The 20,232-nt window shown below is 31.5% G+C and carries 18 protein-coding genes and 2 tRNA genes; 14 read left to right on the forward strand and 6 right to left on the reverse strand.

Features of this window, described 5'->3' with window-relative positions; genetic code table 11:
• Positions 1-3 precede the first annotated feature (3 nt).
• Entirely contained in the window at positions 4-468 is a 465-nt protein-coding gene (locus AMQ68_RS14255) for a copper resistance protein NlpE (protein ID WP_054511307.1), read from the forward strand.
• A 29-nt stretch (positions 469-497) separates the two neighbouring features.
• On the opposite strand, the gene AMQ68_RS14260 is transcribed toward AMQ68_RS14255, so the two are convergent.
• The 3 genes from AMQ68_RS14260 to ligA form a co-directional block, all read right to left on the reverse strand.
• The gene (locus AMQ68_RS14260; protein ID WP_054511308.1) at positions 498-1,142 is read right to left on the reverse strand and encodes an MgtC/SapB family protein; all 645 of its coding nucleotides are present in this window, start codon (positions 1,140-1,142) and stop codon (positions 498-500) included.
• A 107-nt stretch (positions 1,143-1,249) separates the two neighbouring features.
• Entirely contained in the window at positions 1,250-3,847 is a 2,598-nt protein-coding gene (locus tag AMQ68_RS14265; RefSeq protein WP_054511309.1) for a T9SS type A sorting domain-containing protein, read from the reverse strand.
• 96 nt (positions 3,848-3,943) lie between these two features.
• Entirely contained in the window at positions 3,944-5,950 is a 2,007-nt protein-coding gene (gene ligA / locus AMQ68_RS14270; protein WP_054511310.1) for an NAD-dependent DNA ligase LigA, read from the reverse strand.
• Between the two features lie 241 nt (positions 5,951-6,191).
• On the opposite strand from ligA, the gene AMQ68_RS14275 reads away from it, so the two are divergent.
• The 12 genes from AMQ68_RS14275 (at position 6,192) to AMQ68_RS14330 (ending at position 16,951) form a co-directional block, all read left to right on the forward strand.
• Complete coding sequence (locus AMQ68_RS14275; protein ID WP_054511311.1) at positions 6,192-9,281, forward strand: TonB-dependent receptor; 3,090 nt, start codon at positions 6,192-6,194, stop codon at positions 9,279-9,281.
• 176 nt (positions 9,282-9,457) lie between these two features.
• Positions 9,458-10,204 carry a glycerophosphodiester phosphodiesterase family protein gene (locus AMQ68_RS14280; protein ID WP_054511312.1) on the forward strand — a complete coding sequence of 249 codons (747 nt, stop codon included), beginning with the start codon at positions 9,458-9,460 and terminating at the stop codon, positions 10,202-10,204.
• Between the two features lie 540 nt (positions 10,205-10,744).
• Entirely contained in the window at positions 10,745-11,458 is a 714-nt protein-coding gene (locus AMQ68_RS14285) for a 3-ketoacyl-ACP reductase (protein ID WP_054511313.1), read from the forward strand.
• Positions 11,459-11,839: 381 nt separating this feature from the next.
• Positions 11,840-12,667 carry a 50S ribosomal protein L11 methyltransferase gene (prmA, locus tag AMQ68_RS14290; RefSeq protein ID WP_054511314.1) on the forward strand — a complete coding sequence of 276 codons (828 nt, stop codon included), beginning with the start codon at positions 11,840-11,842 and terminating at the stop codon, positions 12,665-12,667.
• A 19-nt stretch (positions 12,668-12,686) separates the two neighbouring features.
• The gene (locus AMQ68_RS14295) at positions 12,687-13,532 is read left to right on the forward strand and encodes an SH3 domain-containing protein (protein ID WP_054511407.1); all 846 of its coding nucleotides are present in this window, start codon (positions 12,687-12,689) and stop codon (positions 13,530-13,532) included.
• Positions 13,533-13,603: 71 nt separating this feature from the next.
• Positions 13,604-14,101 carry a hypothetical protein gene (locus AMQ68_RS14300; protein WP_054511315.1) on the forward strand — a complete coding sequence of 166 codons (498 nt, stop codon included), beginning with the start codon at positions 13,604-13,606 and terminating at the stop codon, positions 14,099-14,101.
• 287 nt (positions 14,102-14,388) lie between these two features.
• The gene (locus tag AMQ68_RS14310; protein WP_123905713.1) at positions 14,389-14,847 is read left to right on the forward strand and encodes a hypothetical protein; all 459 of its coding nucleotides are present in this window, start codon (positions 14,389-14,391) and stop codon (positions 14,845-14,847) included.
• Positions 14,847-14,996, forward strand: coding sequence for a hypothetical protein (locus tag AMQ68_RS25345; RefSeq protein ID WP_160317991.1), 150 nt, complete (start codon positions 14,847-14,849; stop codon positions 14,994-14,996). Before AMQ68_RS14310 ends, AMQ68_RS25345 begins: the two co-directional genes overlap by 1 nt.
• Positions 14,986-15,657, forward strand: coding sequence for a hypothetical protein (locus AMQ68_RS14315; protein WP_054511317.1), 672 nt, complete (start codon positions 14,986-14,988; stop codon positions 15,655-15,657). Before AMQ68_RS25345 ends, AMQ68_RS14315 begins: the two co-directional genes overlap by 11 nt.
• A 117-nt stretch (positions 15,658-15,774) precedes the next feature.
• Entirely contained in the window at positions 15,775-15,981 is a 207-nt protein-coding gene (locus tag AMQ68_RS14320) for a hypothetical protein (RefSeq protein ID WP_054511318.1), read from the forward strand.
• Entirely contained in the window at positions 15,981-16,544 is a 564-nt protein-coding gene (locus AMQ68_RS14325; RefSeq protein ID WP_054511319.1) for a hypothetical protein, read from the forward strand. The genes AMQ68_RS14320 and AMQ68_RS14325 overlap by 1 nt, the downstream gene beginning before the upstream one ends.
• Positions 16,545-16,627: 83 nt before the next feature.
• A complete protein-coding gene (locus AMQ68_RS14330; RefSeq protein WP_054511320.1) occupies positions 16,628-16,951 on the forward strand; it encodes a hypothetical protein in 324 nt (107 codons plus the stop codon).
• 18 nt (positions 16,952-16,969) lie between these two features.
• Here AMQ68_RS14330 and AMQ68_RS14335 read toward each other — a convergent pair whose 3' ends face one another.
• Positions 16,970-17,827, reverse strand: a complete 858-nt coding sequence (locus AMQ68_RS14335; protein WP_054511321.1) for a hypothetical protein — start codon at positions 17,825-17,827, stop codon at positions 16,970-16,972.
• A gap of 555 nt (positions 17,828-18,382) precedes the next feature.
• Here AMQ68_RS14335 and AMQ68_RS14345 point away from each other — a divergent pair.
• Complete coding sequence (locus tag AMQ68_RS14345; RefSeq protein ID WP_054511323.1) at positions 18,383-19,204, forward strand: hypothetical protein; 822 nt, start codon at positions 18,383-18,385, stop codon at positions 19,202-19,204.
• Between the two features lie 588 nt (positions 19,205-19,792).
• On the opposite strand, the gene AMQ68_RS14350 is transcribed toward AMQ68_RS14345, so the two are convergent.
• Positions 19,793-19,866: transfer RNA gene (locus AMQ68_RS14350), tRNA-Arg, on the reverse strand.
• Positions 19,867-19,898: 32 nt separating this feature from the next.
• Positions 19,899-19,973, reverse strand: a tRNA-Pro gene (locus AMQ68_RS14355).
• Positions 19,974-20,232 lie beyond the last annotated feature (259 nt).

A 20,232-nucleotide genomic window follows, 5' to 3' on the forward strand; every position in this document is an offset into this window, starting at 1 on the left:
ATCATGACCAAATTACAAATTTCAGGGATTATAGCATTGGCATTTTTGGCTTCTTGCTCTCCAAAAGAAAAGACCAATGAAGCATCTACCAATCTCTCAACCGATTCTATCACCGTTCAGAAATCTATAGAGCCTGCGGAGGCTGCTCACAATTCACAAAACTCGCTTGACTGGAACGGAACCTACGAAGCCGTAGTTCCTTGCGCAGACTGCCCAGGAATCAAAACTTCTCTTACATTGAATAAGGATAAAACCTTTACGATTACGGAAGAATATATTGAAAGAAATTCAAAAAATAATGATAAAGGTACTTTTGATTGGGATGCTACAGGAAGTGTGATTACCCTTAATGGAAAAAGTGCAAAGTATAAATATAAAGTGGGTGAAAATAAACTTTCTCAATTGGATATGGATGGTAAAGAAATCGATGGACCCAATAAAGATCTCTATGTTTTCCATAAAAAATAAAGGCAATTGGCCTTTATTTTTTTGTCTTTTTAAAACTGATAAGCAATTATTTTTGGATCATTCATCAGTTGCTTAATTAAAGTTTCATGACGTTTATTTTTGCCGGTGAGTCGCCAGGTTGTTGAAAGGTTTCCCAACGTATATTGCTGTCCTATCATCAGGTGTTTCAAGTTATTATTTCTGAATAACTCTTCACAGTGTCTTATCTGTTCTGAGCTTGTAACAGCGATTTTATATTCTCTTATTTTATGATTATTGTCTATAAAACCCTGTAAATATGTCAGTGAATGTAAAATAAATAATATCAATGCTGTTCCCAACAATGACAGGTAAACATATCCTGATCCTACCGCCATCCCGATAGAAGCAGTTGCCCAAATGGTTGTTGCGGTGGTAATTCCTTCAATTTTATTGTCACCTTTAAAAATAACGCCGGCACCGAGGAAACCAATTCCTGTAATGATATTGGCCGCTAAACGATCCGGATTTCCGATACCAATTTTAATGGAAAGGACAGTGAATAAACAAGATCCAAAGCAAACCAATATAAAAGTACGCAGGCCAGCCGACTTGTTTTGATATTCCCGTTCTGCACCTATGAAAAGCCCAAGAATCACTGAAATAAATATCAGCAACAGTTCATTTTGAATAGAATGGTCCTTTAAAAAATCCATATTTACAATTTTAACTTCTTAAAAATAAAATTACGATAAAATTTGTATTCATAATGCAAAAAAGACTGCCTACAAAGACAGTCTTTAGTTTTGATATTGTGTTTACATTAATTTTTAATAAACTTCTGAGTCATCATTTTATCTTTTGTAGATAATTTGATGATATAGTTTCCTTTTGCAAGTTCAGAAACATTCATTGAGTTGTCTGTAACACTTATAGTCTTTAAAACTCTTCCAGCTGCATCATAAATCTCAGCTTTTACAATTTTATCTTTTGATTGAATAGATAAAACGTCTTTTACAGGATTCGGATAAATAGTGAAAATGCTTTTGTAATTATTGATTTCTGATGTTGCTAATACATTCTGAACCGATGTTGTATATGTATTTGTAATGATTGGATGGTTATAATCAAAATAAATATTAGCCGTATTACTAAAGCTATCACCCAAATTTAATGTAGATTTTGTCTTGATTTTAAATGAAATATATCCGTCATTATTCGCATCATCAAAAGGAAGTTGAATATTTTCAAAAATAAATTCAACCGTATTTGGATTGGTAATTCTTGTTACAAAACTATGACTTCCGTTCAATGCAATTAAACTTGATAAATCGAATTTAGAAGTATCAATAACATCTTTTACAACAATGTTTTGTGCATTTGCTGTTCCTGTATTTTCAAATCTGATTAGATAATGAACATAATCTCCAACTTTAGCCTGAGAAATTGAAGTTCCTTCCAAGCATGTTTTATCATTTGGGTCAAAAGAATTGACAACCGTTTGATGCAGAGTAAATATATTATCTAAAGGTGTTTCGTCTGTTCCTGCATTAATTTGAGTTGTAAAATGTAGAATGTCTCCACCGTTCAAAGCAGGAGTTTGCGTTGGAGTATTTAATTTAAAAGTTACCGTAATTTCTTTTGTTTCAAAGGGTAAAAGATTGGCGAAATTCCAGTTTACAACTCCTGTTGATTGAGAGTTTGGAACAATCGTGGTGTTCAAATAATCCATTAAATTATCATTATAATTAAATGAAATTGTTCCTGATTGCGTTATTGTTCCTTTATTTTTATAAATAATTTTATATTTTGCATCAAAGCTAGGAGTTGCAGCGGTAAGAGGAATAATCACTATTTCCAAATCATTATGCGTTCCGTTGGCTGTAAGGCAGAAATTTTGTGTTAATGGACTTGTTTGTGTAGGGAAATTAGCGGTTACACTTGTTGGTGAAACATTGAAATAGGTAGGATTTTCAATAATTGGAGTTATTGTATGTGCACCTGGCTGTACAGGAGTTGAATAATTCCCGGAATTTCCCGCAACAAAAGTCCCTGTAATGAATCCATCTGTAATATTGAACTTCTGGAAAGCTTTGTTAACATCATTATTATCACAGCCATTGTTGTTACTGTCATATTTTATATTTCCCTGAATTGTATAAAAAGTTCCTCCAGGGGTAAAAGAACAGTACGTATTAACTACAGTATTTGTTAGATTCATTGATGAAACTGCCGAACTTAGATAAAATAATTCTTCAGGATCACAACAAATGTACTGAAGCTGTGGAACGTTATAAAAAGTGAAAAGATTAGCTCCTGTTGCGTAATTATTTCTCCCGTTTTTTGTAATTAAAACTTTAAGGTAAGGGTTATTGGAACAATCACCTAAGCCAAGGAAAGAGTTTTGACTTAAATCTACAGTAGTAAGATGATTATTGCTGCAATCTAGTTGATAAACATATTTTATTTGATCTAATGCTAGGCTTTGTAATTGATTATTTTTCAAAAACAATCTTGTCAAATAGGTATTGTTATTAAATGTTAAACTGTTTAAGAGGTTATTCTCCAAGTATATTGAATTAATTACACTACATGCGCTGAAATCCAAATTGGTAAGCTGATTATATGATGCCTCAAATATTTTCAACCCTGTATATGAACTAAGATTAAAATTTTGGAACAGGTTACTACCAATATTAATATTTTCTACTAAAGAAGGATTAGTTAATGATAAATTACTTAATTTATTATTGTTTAAATTTAATTTTTTAATAGAAATATCATTAGTGAAATTGACAGCCGTAAGTACTGAATTACCTCCTATTGAAACATCTTCTAATAAATTTTGATTACTCAGATCTAAGTTTTGGATGTTAGAGTTACTTATACCAATTTTTTTAAGATTTGAGATATTTGCTAAGTTTAAATGATGTATTGGATTATTATTAAACCTCATTTCATTAACTGAAGTGTTGATAATATTGACTGAATTTGCTCCCATAGAAGAGTCAATCAGTTCTAAGGAATTCATATTTTCAATAGTAAGATTACCATTACCAATGTTTCCTCCCGAAATTTTAATAATTTTTAAACTTGGGTAATTAGTAAAAGTTAAATTTAGATTTGTAGAATTAGGATTAAATAGTTGTAATTCTTGCAGTGCCAAAAATGCTTCTAATCCTGTAAAATTATTAATTCCACTATTAGGCATATTTAGGGTAATTCGAAAAACAGATTGAGTTTCAGAAATTTGAATTTCTCCATCATTATTGGAATCAATATTAACAGGATTACCTAAAGAGTTATAAGCTGTTCCGTAAGCCAATAACTTCGTTTTCAAATTAGCATCCGGAATATTCACAATCTGCGCCTTAAACACAGAAAACAAAATCATAAATATGATTAAGTAGATTTTCTTCATGGGTTGTTATTAGTTTGTTATTTCTTTAATCAAGGGCAAAAATAAGCCATTCAGAATCAATCTCAATGGCTTATGTAAAGTTTTATGTTAAATCTATTATTGCTTCTCAATCAAATCCAAAAACTGCTGTTCATCCAGAATTTCAATGGTTCCGATGTCTTGAGCTTTCTTTAATTTACTTCCTGCTTTTTCACCTACCACAAGGAAGTTAAGGTTTTTAGAAACTGCAGAAATATTTTTTCCGCCGTGTTTTTCTACCATATCTTCTGCGGATTCTCTTGTGAATAAAGATAATTTTCCGGTGAAAAGGAAAGTTTTTCCATCCAACACATTCGATAGAACTTCATTCGTATTTTCTCCTTTTTCAAGTTGAACACCGTAAGATTTCAGACGTTCAAGCATCAAAATATTTTCGGAATTTTTGAAAAAGTCGACAATGCTTACAGCGATTTTAGTTCCGATATCTTCAACCTGACAAAGCTCTTCTACGGTTGCTGCTTTTAAGTCATCAATCGTAGCGAAGTTTTTAACCAATTTTTTGGCAACAGTTTCTCCGACATGCTTGATACCAATTCCATACAACACTTTTTCAAAAGGAATTTGTTTAGAATTTTCGATTCCTGTGATAATATTTTGAGCAGATTTTTCTGCCATTCTTTCTAATGGAAGAAGTTGTTCTTTCGTTAAAACATAAAAATCAGCAGGATTTTCGACTAACTTTTCTCTGTATAATTGTTCTATCGTTTCACTTCCCAGATTATCGATGTTTAAAGCTTTTCTAGACACATAATGAATCATTCTTCCGACAACTTGCGGTGGACAATGAAGTTCATTCGGACAAAAATGAATGGCCTGATCTACAATTTTAACCAACTCAGTTCCACATTCCGGACAGTTTTTAATGTATTCGATCTCTTTGCTTTCGGAAGTTCGTTTTTCAGTGTTTACACCTACAATTTTAGGAATAATTTCACCTCCTTTTTCTACATACACGAAATCGTTTTCATGAAGATCTAGTTTTTTGATAATATCTTCATTATGTAACGAAGCTCTTTTTACGATTGTTCCTGCCAATAAAACAGGCTTTAAATTAGCAACAGGTGTAATGGCTCCGGTTCTTCCGACTTGGTAAGCAACACTTTTTAATTCGGTTTCTACTTTCTCCGCTTTAAATTTATAAGCCATCGCCCAACGTGGAGATTTTGCCGTATAGCCAAGCTGTCTTTGTTGGTGTAATGAGTTGACTTTTAAAACAATTCCATCAATTTCAAAAGGAAGATTATGACGTTCGGTATCCCAGAAACTAATAAATTCTTTTACTTCATCCAAGGTAGCGCAAAGTTTTGCCTGTTGTGAAGTTTTGAAACCCCATCCCTGAGCTTTTTGAAGAAGTTCCCAATGCGTTTCTGCGGGAACGTCTTCCGAAATATATTGATATAAAACAGAAGAAAGAGTACGTTTTCTTACTTCTGCGCTGTCTTGCATTTTTAAACTTCCACTTGCTGTATTTCGCGGATTCATAAAAGGATCTAGCCCTTCTTCTTCACGCAGTTTGTTAAGCTTATCGAAATTTTTTCTTGTTAAATAAATTTCCCCACGCATGAAAAACTGATTCGGGAAATCTCCTTTTAATGTTAAGGGAATATCCGAAATAGTTCTAACATTTGCCGTGATCTCATCTCCCTGGAAACCATCTCCACGGGTTACCGCCTGAATGAGTTTTCCGTTTTCGTAAAGAATGGAAATAGAAGCACCGTCATATTTTAATTCAGCTACAAATTCTACAGGCTCATCAATGGTTTTAATGATTCTTTTTTCCCAATCTTCAAGATCATCAAAATCATAAGAATTGTCTAAAGAATACATTCTGAATTGATGCTGAATCGTTGGGAAATTCTTAGTAATACCTCCACCAACACGCATGGAAGGAGAGTTTACATCATTAAATTCCGGATACTGCGCTTCAAGATCCTGAAGTTCTTTTAATAATATATCGAATTCAAAATCTGTAATGGTAGCAGCGTCAAGCTGGTAGTAATTGTAATTATGCTGATGAAGCTCTTCGCGAAGCTTTTCTATCTTTTGTTGAATGTTTTCAGGCATTGCTATTCTATCTTTTAAGCAAAAATAACTAAACTAATTGCATTTAAAAAAATAAGACAATTAAATATGGTGAGAAAGTTAATATCGCGTAACATATTCCAACGGATTGATTAGGTATAGGATAAAATACATGTTTAAACTTAGTTAACATAATGTTCTAATTTAATTACAAAAATGTTAAAATTCTGTTAAACACTAAGCCCCTAAAGTCAAGGTAGCTTTGCACAGCTAATTTGAAGATATGAAAAAAGTAAAGATTGTATTAGGGTTATTGTTTATGAGTTTGGGAACTGTTGCATACGCACAGACCACACAGGCTTCCATTGTTGGAAAGGTTGTGAAGAGCGGAAACAATGCTCAGGAGAAAGTAAAAGTGACCATTATCAATGAGTCTACGGGTTTCAAAACTGAAACCGAAACCAACTCAAAAGGAGAGTACATCTTTAAAGAAATTCCTCTTGGTGGACCTTACACAGTTATCGTAAATGATGAGAAAAAAGAAGGCTACACGGTGAATTTTGGTGATCAGGTAACGGTAAACGTAGACTTGGCCAACAAAGAGAAAAGCATTCAGGAGGTTGTAATCACAGGTAACTTGAAAAATAAAATCGGAAACTTAGGAGCTGCAACAGCAATCTCAGCTAAGAATATCGGGATTTTACCGGTGAACGGACGAAATTTCGCCAATCTTACAGAACTTTCTCCACTCAGTGGAAAAGGAGGAAACCTTTCCGGACAGTTAGGTTCTTCTACCAATTTTACGATTGACGGAATGACCGCGAAAAATCCTACATCTGCGGGAGCTACAACAAGCCGAAGCGGTGCACCTTTCTCTATTTCAATTGAAGCAGTTCGTGAATTTAAAATTACAACCAACCAATATGATGTAACGTTGGGAAGAAGTGGTGGAGGAACGGTAAGTGCTGTTACAAAATCCGGAACGAATAAATTTTCAGGAAGTGCTTGGGAATATCTGAGAACAAATTGGCTTTCGAGTCCGTATGATATCAGAGGGAATAAAAGAACGAATGATTTCTCAACTTCTCAGTTCGGATTTTCATTGGGCGGACCAATTATTAAAAATAAATTACACTTTTTCGCAGCTTGGGATCACCAGTTGGATTCAAGACCGTTAGTGATTGCGGATGTTCAGTCTAAAGAAGATGCGTTGAGATTTGGGGTTACGAATGAAACGCTTAACCAAGTTTTAGACATCGGAAGAGCAAAATATGGTATTGGAAACTCACCGCAATTCGGAACTTTTGATAAAGTAAGAAATTCTGATGCAGGATTTTTACGTTTAGACTGGCAGATTAACGATAAAAACTTATTAACCTTAAGAAATAACTTTACGTATGATTTAAATAAAAACGGATTGACTGATAACACGGCGATTAATTTCTTTGAATCTTATGCGAATGATAAAAACTTAGACAACAGTTTGTTATTGACATTAAGATCCAACTTAAAACCAAATGTAACCAACGAATTAAAAGTACAATATTTATATACTTTCCAAGACAGTTATCAGAATGATGAGTTGGGGCATCCGGTTCCAAGAGCAATTGTAGAGCGTGTGCAATCGGTTATTGATGATAAGAATAAGCCAACAACAAGTATTCAGTTCGGAGGACATCGTTTTGCGCAGGAGGGTTTTAGGAATAATGTTTTCCAGATTGTTGATAATTTATATTATAACACAGATAAAATTAAATATACTTTCGGTGCAGATTTGATGTACACAGGCTCAAAATCAATATACGGAAGTGAGGTTAACGGAAGATTTCATTTTGATGGATTAACCAATTTTAATAACCTTGTTTCAAACAGATTTTACAGAGAAGTTCCTTTGGTGGATGATACTTCTGTAAGATCTAATATTTGGAATATTGGTGTTTATGGACAAATTCAGACTAAAATTGCAAAAGGTCTGGATTTAATGGCTGGTTTAAGACTAGATTACGGAGGTTATCCAAAAGCTGAACTGAACCAAAAGCTGCTTGATGAAATGGGAATCAGAACGGATAATCAGATTAAATCATTTGTGATTCAGCCAAGATTTCAGTTTGAGTGGAATATCAATGAAGGAAATAAAGATTTCTTAAAATTTGGTGCCGGAATTTTCTCTTCTGATATTAATAATTATATGGTCATTAATAACTTGGTTTTTGATGGGAAGCATTTTGCAACAGTAGATGAGAATCCTTCAAAAATTGGCTTGACTCCTGATTTTGTAAGCTATAGAAATGATTACGGAACAGTTCCTAAGCTTACTCAATATCAGCTTCCAACGATTAATTATACAGGAAAGGATGCGAAAATCCCGATTGTTTATAAAGCAAATATTTCATATACTCATTTCTTTAATGAAAGATTCAGAGCAGGACTTGCAGGATATATGGCTTTGGGAAGAAACAATTATTTCTATTATGACAGAAACATGAGGGCAAATCCTTTTTTCACGCTTGATAATGAAGGGGGAAGAGGAGTATTTGTCCCTGTGAACACAATAAATCCTACAAATGGAAAAATTGACTGGAAAGAGGGAACAATCAACAAAAACTTCGGAAGAGTATTGGAACTTGTGAGTGACGGTAAAGTAAACCAATTTTCATTTGTGGTTGATACAAGTTACCGTTATTGGAGAGACGGAGAAATTACCGCAAGTTACACATGGTCTGATATTAAGGACAATACTTCTTACAACGGAAACGTAGCGAATTCAGCGACATTGTCTACGCTTGTTCAGAGTGATCCGAGAGATTTAAGAATGACGTATTCTGATAATCAGTTCCGTAATAAAGTCGTGTTGTATGGTAACTCACCAACAATCGCAGGATTTACCATTGGTTTAAGATATTCAGGAATTGGAGGGACACGTTTCTCTCTAACTTCAGGAGGTAACATTAATGGAGATTTTGTTGATACCAATGATTTAGCATATATTTTCCCAAATCTTACCCAACCTTTGCTTGATGATCCAGAAGTCGGTAAAGCATTAAAAAATTATATTACAGACTATAATAATAAAATTGCAGAAAGAAATGGCGGTAAAAACGGATTCTACGGAGTTTGGGATGTTCGTGTAGCAAAGAAAATCAAGTTTGATAAAATCGGTGCATTTGAACTTTCGGTTGATATTTTTAACGTGGCCAATTTGCTTAACAAAGAGTGGGGGGTAAACAAATCATATGGAAACACCGCATTGTACAGAATTGACAAGTTTGACCCGATTACAAAACAATTTGTGTATGCTAAAAATACCAGTGGTTTAGCCCCGTTATCCGGGAATCCGTATCAAATTCAAATCGGAGCGAAATATAGTTTCTAAACAGAATATAAACCATGAATGGTCAATTTTACTTAGTGAGTTCATAGTCAATTATAAAAAACGGTTACTTTAAAAATTAATAACAAGTTCATTTACTATTGGCCATTCATTTTTAAATTTAATATTACCTTTATCAGAGAGTTTCACAACTTATATATTAATTATCTAATTATATTATGAAAAATTTTATCTTAGGGTTAGCAGTTTTAAGCACATTAGTAATGAAGGCACAAACCCAGATTATCGCGCACAGAGGTTATTGGCAGACGCAACCTCCGACAACGGAAAATTCAATTAAATCATTAGAAAATGCTCAGAATCTAAAAATTTATGGATCTGAGTTTGATGTGAGAATGACGAAAGATGGTGTTTTGGTTGTTAACCATGACGAGCACCATAATAAATTGGAAATCTCTGAAACAAACTTCAAAGATTTAGAAAAATTTAAATTATCAAACGGTGAAAACTTTCCCACGTTGAAAGATTATTTAAAACAGGGAAAGAAAGATAAATCATTAAAATTAATTGTTGAGATCAAGCCTGATAAGACAAAGGAAAAAGAAGATGAATTGACGGCAAAAACAATCAAGATGATTAAAGATATGAAGTTGGAGTCTCAAAGTGAATTTATTTCTTTCAGTTTAAATATCTGCAAAGAGATTAAAAAAGCAGAGCCTAAATTCATCGTTCAATATCTGAATGGAGAATTATCCCCTGAACAAATCAAAAAAGAAGGTTTGGACGGTCTTGATTATCATTACAGTATTTTCGATAAAAACCCAACGTGGATCTCGGAAGCAAAAGCATTAGGCTTAATCACAAATGCTTGGACGGTAAATGATGTTGCAGTATATGATAAATTAAAAGCTCAGGGAATTGGTTTTATCACCACAAATATTCCTGATCAATTAAAAAAGAAATAAAAAATTATCAAAACAGTATAACTTATCTTGCATTCAGCCTGTCTCTTTTTATGAGGCAGGTTTTTTTTGTTTATTTATTATATCAAACTTGTTTAAAGTTTTTATTCGAAGAGAAATACCTTGAGGCTTGCCTCGGGGTCAAAAGAGGAAAAGTATGAAAAACGGATGGTTTTTCATAAAACTAAAAATAGAATCTCTTACATTGAATACCCTGGGGCTCATTTATTTAACCACAAAAGGTACAAAAGCTATTCGCAGATTCTTAAACATTGTTTAATTGTTAGAAAGCAAAAGCGACTCAAAAGAATAAAAATCAAAGATTTTTAAAACTTATGTGCCCTTATTAGCGGTTTAATAATTAACTAAAAATACTAAAGTGTTAATCTTTTGTTTCTTTTGCGGTTAAATTTAAAATTGGTTTAAACAAACTTACATTCTTATAGATATTACAAATGATATATTTTAATTAAATCTACCTTCAATGAGAGTTGTAAGAATATGGTTTTGTAAATTTGCAGGACGAAAAAAATACGACGAATTATGAATATAAAAGGAAAAAATGCCATCGTGACAGGTGGAGGAAGAGGTCTTGGTAAAGCAGTTGCTTTAGCATTAGCAAATGAAGGGGTGAATATTGGTATTACAGGAAGAAATGAGGAAAATCTTAAAATGACTGGGGAAGAGATCAAGAATCTTGGGGTCAACGCAGGATATGCAGTTTTCTCTGTTGATAACGAAATTCATGTAAAAGCAGGAATTGAATCTTTAGCAGAACAATTGGGCGGAGTAGATATTTTAATTAATAATGCAGGAATCGGAGACTTCGGTTCTATAGAAGAAATGCCTTCTGAAACTTGGGAGCAGGTAATTAAAACCAATCTTTTCGGAGTGTATTATGCAGCGAAAGCAGTTCATCCTTTCATGAAAGCAAAAGGAGAGGGAGATATCGTGAATGTAGCATCAACAGCAGGATTAAAAGGCGGACCGAACATGTCTGCGTATGCAGCTTCTAAAGCAGCGGTGGTTTCTTTATCTCAGTCTATGATGGCGGAATGGAGAAAACAAAACATTCGTGTGATTACATTAACGCCAAGTACAATTGCATCCGATATGTCTATCCAAGGTGGATTAACAGACGGAAACCCGGATACTGTTCTTCAACCGGAAGATTTCGCAGAATGGGTAAGAGATATTTTGAAAATGAACAGAAGAGCATTAATTGCTAACGGTTCTATTTTCTCTACAAATCCGTAATAGATTTAAAATTTTAAAACATCAATAGGAGTGGGCTTTAGTCCACTTTTTTTTATGGTCATTGCGAGGAGCGAAGCGACGAAGCAATCTCAAAGATTAAACAAAATTGAATGCAAAGTTTGTTATTCTGAACTGAAAAAATTGAGAGTGAGAAGCTTATTAAGATAGATTCTTCCTTCGTCAGAATGACAAAAGGCTGTTAAAAGATTGGTATTCTTTACCAAGTGAAATACCTTTGCAAACTTAAAAACATAAAGCAATTCAAAAAAACTTGCGCTCTTTGTATAAAAAAAATATTTCGACTTCGCTCAATGTGATATCTCTACTACTAACTCATAAAATTGTGATGTTAATTCTTTATTTTTGCAACAAATTATTCACATGCAAAATTATTTAGAATTCGATTTCAAGATTTCTCCGCTTCAGCCTTGGAGTGATATATTAATGGCAGAACTTATTGAAATAGGTTTTGACAGTTTCACAGAAGAGTTGGAAGGTATTTTAGGATATATTCAGAAAGATTTATTTAAGGAAGAAGAGCTTACAGCATTACCGCTTTTCCAAAACGAAGACGTGAAAATTGAATACTCTTTCAAGGAAATGCCAAATATCAACTGGAACGAAGAATGGGAAAAGAATTTCTCTCCAATAAATATTGATGATAAAGTATTAATCAGAGCAGAATTCCACGAATCTGTTCCGGGAATGCATGAAATTATCATTCAGCCTAAAATGTCATTTGGAACAGGCCATCATCCAACAACGCATTTGATGATCCAACAGATGATGGATATTGATTTTAATGGTAAAAAAGTGCTGGATATGGGTTGTGGAACTTCGGTGTTGGCTATTTATGCAAAGCAACAAGGTGCAGGGGATACAAAAGCAATTGATATTGATGAATGGTCAGTAGAAAATTCAAAAGAAAACTCAGTAAGAAACGGCGTTGAATTAGATATCGAACAAGGGACTGCAGATAATTTAGGAAAAGAAAACTACGATATTATTTTAGCGAATATCAACCGTAATATTCTAATTTCTGACATTCCAACCTATGTTTCTGTACTGAATGAAGGCGGAAAACTATTGCTTTCAGGATTGTGTTTCTTTGATGTAGATGATATTTTAGAAGTTTGTAAAGAAAACGGACTTGAATTGAAAAAGAAACTTCAAAGAGAAGAGTGGGTAAGTTTATTACTTGAGAAATAAAATGTTCCAAAATAGTAATATGAAATCTTTATTATCCGTTTTATTTTTATTAATCATTCAGATTTTTTCTGCGCAAGAAGAGGAAATGACTTATGCCAACGGGATTTTTCATTTTGAAGAAAATAAACCCCAGAAAATTTTCACAGATTGGACAAGAGTAAGGCAGTCACCAAAAGTCGATGCTCAAATTTTGGATTCTTTGCCCACCAATCAACAGGTTTTGATCATTAAACAGGATGAGAACATTTTAAAACTTGGAGAACGAAGATCAAATTGGTATAAAGTGTCTTATCAAAAAGATGATAAAACCTCAGAAGGTTATATTTGGGGAGGAAATCTTTGTGTAGGCTATAGAAATAAAAATGGCTACGATTTTCTTTTTGGCTTAACGAAAACAGTTAATAAAAAAGATAAACAGTATCCGAATATCATCAATAACCAAAATATCGCTGCCGTAAAAGTCTTGGAAGGAAATGCCTTAATTGATGAGGTTTCCTTTGATACCGGATCGGGTGAAAGCTTAAGCTATGGAACATTCACCATAGAAAGCAATCATAAGCTGGAGAATGTTGAATTAACATTAAAAGCAATGGTTTCCGGCGAAGCATGCGGGATTGCTTCTTATGACCAATATATTCTTTTTAAAGATAAAAAATTGATAGCCCTTCCACAATTAATGAATGTTGGTGATGCAGATATTTATTATCATACCGAAGTATTTATTTTTCCAAATGATAAAGGCGGAATTCCCAATGCTTTCATTCTTAAAACGGAAGAAATGGAAAGAGATGATAAAGACAGAGAAAAGAAAAAACGATCTTCTAAAACGTATCTCTGGGACGGAAGTTCTTATAAGTTGAAGTAAAATATTTAAATGCTAAATTTGAAAACCACTGTGTATTTACGGTGGTTTTTGTTTTAGATAACACTAATATTATGGATTATTTTGTATACGGACTTGAGCATATCTATATGGATGAGACTCATACAGATTGTAAGTTTTTAGGATACTTTGACGATTTGGAGAAGTTGGAACAAGCAAAAGAAAATACTTTAACTTTCCCTGGATTTTCAGATTATCCAGATGGATTGGTTATTAAAAAATGTCAATTAAACAAAATTCATTGGGAAAATGGATTTAACACTGTCATAGGAGAAATCGGGCGAGATTATTTGGATGAAGAAGATGTTATAGCTAAAGGTAGTAAATCAATAAAAGAGTTGAATTTAGAATATGTTTTTCAAATAAGTCACACGTACACCATTCACAATTTTTTAGATGATGAGAGAATAATTGGAGTATTTTTAGATGAAAATAAGGTTAACGAGATTGTTGATACTCTAAAAAAGAAGAAAGGTTTTAAGAATTATCCTGATGATTTTATAGTTGATCAATTTACCTTAAATGATCTATTATGGACTTCGGGATTCTAGTCAAATATTTCAGCAAAAATAATATGAAAAGCAATATCTTCAGAATATTTATTACAAGTATTATCGTTTTGTCAATAACTGCTTATGTATTTGGGCTTACAGATAGTGCTTTTCAAGATGTCTATCATTCTGAAAATGGAATATATTACCTTATTAATTCTGTGAAATATTTTGTTTTATGGGTGTTGCCTTATTGGTGGGCAATAATATTGGGTAGCTCTTTGGTATCTACTTTCTTATATTGGGTGTTTAAAAAAATAGTTGAAATATTTCGTAAATAGTATAAAATGAAATATATTATATTGTTGTTCATTCTAATAATGTCTTCCTGCCAGAAAAGTCAATACTCAAGTCCTTACAGTTATAACGTGATTAAATTGTATGAATATAATGGAAAGCCATGGGATGATGATGCGGCTAATAATATGATTTACAAAAGTCATTTATCGGATAGTAATCTTTATTCTGAAATAGAAAAATTAAATTATAGTTTCAAAGGAGCTTTTAAATCAAGTCTGAAATTAGATGCTATTCTTTTTAAAGAAAAATATGAAGAATATATGCCTGAACCAAGGTGTCCTGCTGGTTACAATCATGTTTTATTACTCTATGATGGTTCTAAATTAAAATATGTAGTTAAATTTAACGAGTATTGTAGCGAGTGTTTTTTAATGAATTCTGATGCAAATAAATTATATTATTTGAAATTTGGATATGAAGATTTTATGAAATTAATAAAAAATTAATGAAGAAAGCCCTCTTTAAAAAGATGTATAAATATTTCGTACACCTAGTAAATGGAGAAGTAGGACTTAGAAAAGGTATATCTGTTAAGTCGAGAAAATATCCATTTGGAGAAGGAAGGATAAATATTAAAAAAAAAGATGGTAAATAATAGGAAAAAGGATTTAAAAAAGGTTGAAATCTATCAAATTCTTTCCAGAATTATTGGATATGATTTTAACGAAAATATTGGGGATATTACTAACGAAAATTTTTTAGGTTTTTTTCGATGGAATAATGGAAAAGATGATGAATTAGAATACAAAAGTAAATGCAAAATTGCATTAGAATATTTCAAGACATGCTTTAGTAATTCTTCCAATGATATTATAATTGTTTCTTCACTTTTTATTTCTGCAAAAAGAATAAAAAGGAAAAAGAATACGATAGAGTATTTGTTATCAACAACAGGATATATACTTCCTATTGCGGAAAAGATTTATCTTTATGATGAGCATTTATATAATGATAAGACATTACTAGACTCAGATCATAAGTTAAATGAGTTGACTTCATCTTTTAGAATTTTTCATAATGCCAGTTTTCAGACAATTATTGATTTGGCATCTATTATGATGGAATCAGACATTATGAGCAGTAACAGTGGATACCTATTCTTTATAATACCTATGTATAATGTTGTTATTTATTCACATGATGATATAGGTTTTGGTTGTTATAGTATGAATGAAAAAGGATTAGAGTTTGGAAACATGTTCATACAGAATATTAAAAAATTTGATAATAGATTTGAATATATTCTAAGAAACTAGATTCTTGGGAACTCATAATGGCGCAAGCATCTTGCTCGTGCCTAGTAAGTATAAAAAAATTCATCTAACCCCGAGTAAGTATCCCCAAAAATTTATCCTGCGCATCATATTCATTAAATGAAAAAATATGAAGAATATATGCCTGAACCAAGGTGTCCTGCTGGTTATAATCATATTTTATTACTCTATGATGGTTCTAAATTAAAATATGCAGTTAAATTTAACGAGTATTGTAGCGAGTGTTTTTTAATGAATTCTGATGCAAATAAATTATATTATTTGAAATTTGGATACAAATATTTTATGAAATTAATGAAAAATTAATGAAGAAAGCCCTCTTTAAAAAGATGTATAAATATTTCGTACACTTAGTAAGTGCTATGGTTCTATTTTCTTGTAATGAAAAGAGGGGATTCAAAAAGAATACGATTGAAAATGTGTCTTTTGAGTCTCCTAAGTCATTTATTGTTAAAAAAGAAAATAGTGAAGACTCAGTGGTCTATAGTATTACAGTAGAAAATAAGATTATTGGTTATATTTATTATGGAGATTATAACGCTTTTGAAGAGACTACGTATTTTATTACTGAGGAAAAGGAGTTATTTGAAAAATTTAAAAATAGAGAATTGAAGGCATATTTTTCTGAAAATATGGATAGAGACTACAGAAATGGTATTTTTAATGATAATTATTACTATTATGATACTATTAATAAAAATATTGCTCAAATAATGCTTCCAAAGAAATCTAATAAAGGATTAATTGGAATTTACTTTGATAGTGTAAACACTTATGAAAATAAATTAGCAATTATTAGTAATGATTTAAGTGAAGAAAATAAGGAGATATTTTTGCGGATTTTTAAAACAATTAAGATAAATCGATAGAATTGAAATAAATATTTTAAAAAGCTCAAGCCAATTCAAAATGTATTATTAATACTATAAAATGATTCATTAAAAATTTGATAATGAGAAAAGAGGAACTGTACGATTTAAAATATACTTTATCCGAAAGTATTTATCCAATGCTCAAAGCTTTTAAAGATAAATTAGATAAAAAGGAGATGCCAAGTTTGCCTAAATTCAAAGATGAAAGCTGTTTTGAAGATAAAAAGAGGACTGTGGATTTAATGTATAAGTTTTGGAGTGAAAGGCTCGAAGAAATGATTTTTCCTTTTGAATATTATTGTTACCCAGAGAATTTTGAGAATATACGAATAGATGAAAGGAAAGAAAAAATCCAAAAAGGATTAGATGTTTTTGCAAAATATTTCAATGATTTATGGATTTGATTTTCTGTAATTTGGATTTTAATTAAATTGGTCATATAAATTCTCTTGGAACTTTAATAGATGATTTAATCCTTTAAAAGAGCTAAGATTCTGTTGATCTATTTCGTAAACTATTTCTTGGGTCTTATCATTAATGAAAACTATTTTCTTTTCATAAGGCAGATCTTGATAACCCTCTAAAATGATTTCCCAATATGAATTTTTATCATCAAAAACTCTTCTTATTTTTGTTGAAGGATAATTATATTTATCCGCAATTTGGGCTATTTGATAATAAGACATTCTATAAATTTTCTCATGATTTATATGTTTTAATATTTTGCCTGTTTCATCATAAATATACCAGTCTCCTGCAGGAAAACTTCCGTTCGAGTTGGAGTTATATTGTCTTACGATATGAATTTTTTTGGTAGGATAAAAATCAATGACTGTATGTATGGCTTGTTCAAAATATCCAGATTCAAAATATTTGTTCTCTCTTGGAACAAGGTTCTTGTCATCTAATTTCGTTACAATTTTTATAAGCTTGTCATTCTTAAACGTATATTTTTCAATGTAATATGGATCTTTTTGTAAGCTTATTTCTAGATCTTCTAAGTTGTTTTGAGGAAGGGACATAGAATATTTTCCTATTCTTTTTACATTCATTGCAATGTCTTCCTTTATGGAGTCATTTGGCTTACGGTAATGAATATTATTTATACTTATTTCAATAATATCATTTTTCATATCAACTAATTCAGATAATTGAGGGATTCTAATATTGTTTATATTGGGTATTTTAATTTTATTGTACTTTTTGAAGGCGGTTTCTTTTTTCTGTGCAATACAATTTGTAAGTATTAAAGAAAGTACAATTATTAATATTTTTCTCATTTTTTCTTATGATATTTTATGGCAAGAGAAATATGAATTTTCTTTTGCAAATGTAAAATAATCCTTCAGTGAATATACATCACAATTTATGAATACAACAATTAGATAGTTATATATCATTCATGTTTCAATACTAAAAATTAAAATTGTATCATTTTATGATACCTTGAAAAGATGAATTTGTCCTCTGGAAATAATACGATCAATTATTGGAATGATAATCATAGCTTTAAGTTTGTAATGTAATGAGAGTATAGCCGATATGTTCGTATCAGTATAGGAATAATTCATTTTTTAATTGTATTACTTTGTATTTTCATAATTTATTGATAATATTTGTTGGATATGATTTTAACGAGAATTTTTCAGATTTTTTTCGATGGAATAATGGAAAAGATGATGAACTAGAATGCAAAAGTAAATGCAAAATTGCATTAGAATATTTCAAGACATGCTTTAGTAATTCTTTCAATGATATTATAATTGTTTCTTTGCTTTTTATTTTTGCAAAAATTATAAAATGAAGTAATAAGAAGAGAAAAATAATAATGAACAATGATAATTAATGAAATTTTAGAAATTCTTAGCTATACAAATTCAAATCATTCGGGAGTCCTTTTAAATAGCCTTTATGATCAGTTCAGGGAAGGGAGAGATCCCAATGATATTTTAACACTATTAAATTCTGAGGATGAGCAAATAAGGTATTTTGGTTGTAGTATTGTGAATGAAACAGTTATTAAAGATAAAAAGGCTCATCAAGCAATAATGGATAAACTCTATGATATCCTTAAGAATGATACAAGTAGTAATAATATGGTTAGAGCTTATCATGCTTTATACGGGATGTATTGTGAAAATGATGATGAGAATGGATATATTTTGCTATGTGAAGAGATGATAAAACATCCAGTTAATGATATTAGAGATGGTGCAAAAGAATTTATTGAAAGAAATAAAAATAAGTCACAACCAGATATTATTTTTGAAATTTCAAAAATTTTAAGTTATAATAATAGGCATCATATAGATATACTTTTGGATAATCTTTACTTCCAATTTGGATTTAGACGAGATCTAAATGATATTTTAATATTACTAAATTCTGATAATCAAAAAATGGTCGATTTTGGTTGTCATTTTGCAAATGCAGTTAATATTAAAGATAGAAACTTACTAGAAGAAATTATAGATAAGCTAAATGATATTCTAAAAAAAAGTAAAATTGTTTACCAAAGAGAAAGATCTTTTGATGCCTTATGTAGATTTTACACGGAAGATAATGATGAATACAGACTTATACTGCTCTGTAAAGAATTGGAAAATGATGAGAATGATAAAATCAGGAAATTTTCCAGAGAATTTATTAATCAATAATGTATTGATTATTAGAGTGTTTTTGTGTTTTCTTTTGTTGGAGTGAACATACGGTTAATATAAAATTAAAATCCAGGAAATTATTTTCTTGAATTTTTTGTAAAACAATTCATCTAACCCCAAGTAAACATCTCCAACAATTTATCCTGTGCATAATATAGGCTCAATCTCAAAACTTGGGGAGAAAATAGATAAATTTTTTGTTGTCTTTTATAAGTGGAACGGCTTTGTGAAGCTTAGACCAACTGGTTGTCAAAAAAACTTTGTGGGCTCTGTCTTCAAAGTATAATAGTTAAGCTGAGGTAAGTATTGTTGTCATTTGCTGAGTGGAACGCCATTGCAACCGAAAATAGTTGTAATGAGATGCAAAGCCTTAGCGATCGATAGCGTTAAAGAGAAAATAAAGAATTTTTTTAGTCTTGTTTTCTAATACTATGCTTAGATCCCTGCGGGGATGACAAACTTTATGGATATAAATTTAATCGTCCCCCAAGTTTTGTCCTTGATCCATAATATATGTAAGTAAAGAATATAACAATAACACATAAACAAAAAACCTCACAACTTACGTTATGAGGTTTTTTTAAGTGAGCGCGTCAGGATTCGAACCTGAGACCGTCTGCTTAGAAGGCAGATGCTCTATCCAGCTGAGCTACGCACCCATTGAATAATTTTGATAAAACTATTAAAACAGTCGGGGCGGCAGGATTCGAACCTGCGACCTCCTGGTCCCAAACCAGGCGCGATGACCGGACTACGCTACGCCCCGATTAGGTCATCTAAAAACAGTGTATATTACCTTGTTTTTTGTGAATGCAAAGATAGGATACTTTTTTAAATAAAAAAATAAAAAAACTCACAATTTCTTGAGAGGCTTTGTGACAATGATATGATCATTTTCGAGCACTTTTTAACTAAAAACCCTCTGCTCAAAGAAGCATCATTGGGGAGCATCAAGAGCCCATTGAGTGACCCCCTCTTTCTTTTTGGCAAACATGTGCATATTCTAATAATAGCGGCATATTGCT

The organism is Chryseobacterium sp. ERMR1:04 (assembly GCF_001297705.1).
Lineage (GTDB): Bacteria > Bacteroidota > Bacteroidia > Flavobacteriales > Weeksellaceae > Chryseobacterium.

Excerpts from the sequence above, each read along its gene's own strand:
- AMQ68_RS14280 (WP_054511312.1), top strand. The coding sequence starts at position 9,458 with ATGAAAAATTTTATCTTAGGGTTAGCAGTTTTAAGCACATTAGTAATG.
- AMQ68_RS14295 (WP_054511407.1), top strand. The coding sequence starts at position 12,687 with ATGAAATCTTTATTATCCGTTTTATTTTTATTAATCATTCAGATTTTT.
- AMQ68_RS25345 (WP_160317991.1), top strand. The coding sequence starts at position 14,847 with ATGAAGAAAGCCCTCTTTAAAAAGATGTATAAATATTTCGTACACCTA.
- prmA (WP_054511314.1), top strand. The coding sequence starts at position 11,840 with ATGCAAAATTATTTAGAATTCGATTTCAAGATTTCTCCGCTTCAGCCT.
- AMQ68_RS14285 (WP_054511313.1), top strand. The coding sequence starts at position 10,745 with ATGAATATAAAAGGAAAAAATGCCATCGTGACAGGTGGAGGAAGAGGT.
- AMQ68_RS14310 (WP_123905713.1), top strand. The coding sequence starts at position 14,389 with ATGAAATATATTATATTGTTGTTCATTCTAATAATGTCTTCCTGCCAG.
- AMQ68_RS14275 (WP_054511311.1), top strand. The coding sequence starts at position 6,192 with ATGAAAAAAGTAAAGATTGTATTAGGGTTATTGTTTATGAGTTTGGGA.
- AMQ68_RS14260 (WP_054511308.1), bottom strand. The coding sequence starts at position 1,142 with ATGGATTTTTTAAAGGACCATTCTATTCAAAATGAACTGTTGCTGATA.
- AMQ68_RS14330 (WP_054511320.1), top strand. The coding sequence starts at position 16,628 with ATGAGAAAAGAGGAACTGTACGATTTAAAATATACTTTATCCGAAAGT.
- AMQ68_RS14345 (WP_054511323.1), top strand. The coding sequence starts at position 18,383 with ATGATAATTAATGAAATTTTAGAAATTCTTAGCTATACAAATTCAAAT.
- AMQ68_RS14265 (WP_054511309.1), bottom strand. The coding sequence starts at position 3,847 with ATGAAGAAAATCTACTTAATCATATTTATGATTTTGTTTTCTGTGTTT.
- AMQ68_RS14325 (WP_054511319.1), top strand. The coding sequence starts at position 15,981 with ATGAAGAAAGCCCTCTTTAAAAAGATGTATAAATATTTCGTACACTTA.
- AMQ68_RS14255 (WP_054511307.1), top strand. The coding sequence starts at position 4 with ATGACCAAATTACAAATTTCAGGGATTATAGCATTGGCATTTTTGGCT.
- AMQ68_RS14320 (WP_054511318.1), top strand. The coding sequence starts at position 15,775 with ATGAAAAAATATGAAGAATATATGCCTGAACCAAGGTGTCCTGCTGGT.
- AMQ68_RS14315 (WP_054511317.1), top strand. The coding sequence starts at position 14,986 with ATGGTAAATAATAGGAAAAAGGATTTAAAAAAGGTTGAAATCTATCAA.
- AMQ68_RS14300 (WP_054511315.1), top strand. The coding sequence starts at position 13,604 with ATGGATTATTTTGTATACGGACTTGAGCATATCTATATGGATGAGACT.
- AMQ68_RS14335 (WP_054511321.1), bottom strand. The coding sequence starts at position 17,827 with ATGAGAAAAATATTAATAATTGTACTTTCTTTAATACTTACAAATTGT.
- ligA (WP_054511310.1), bottom strand. The coding sequence starts at position 5,950 with ATGCCTGAAAACATTCAACAAAAGATAGAAAAGCTTCGCGAAGAGCTT.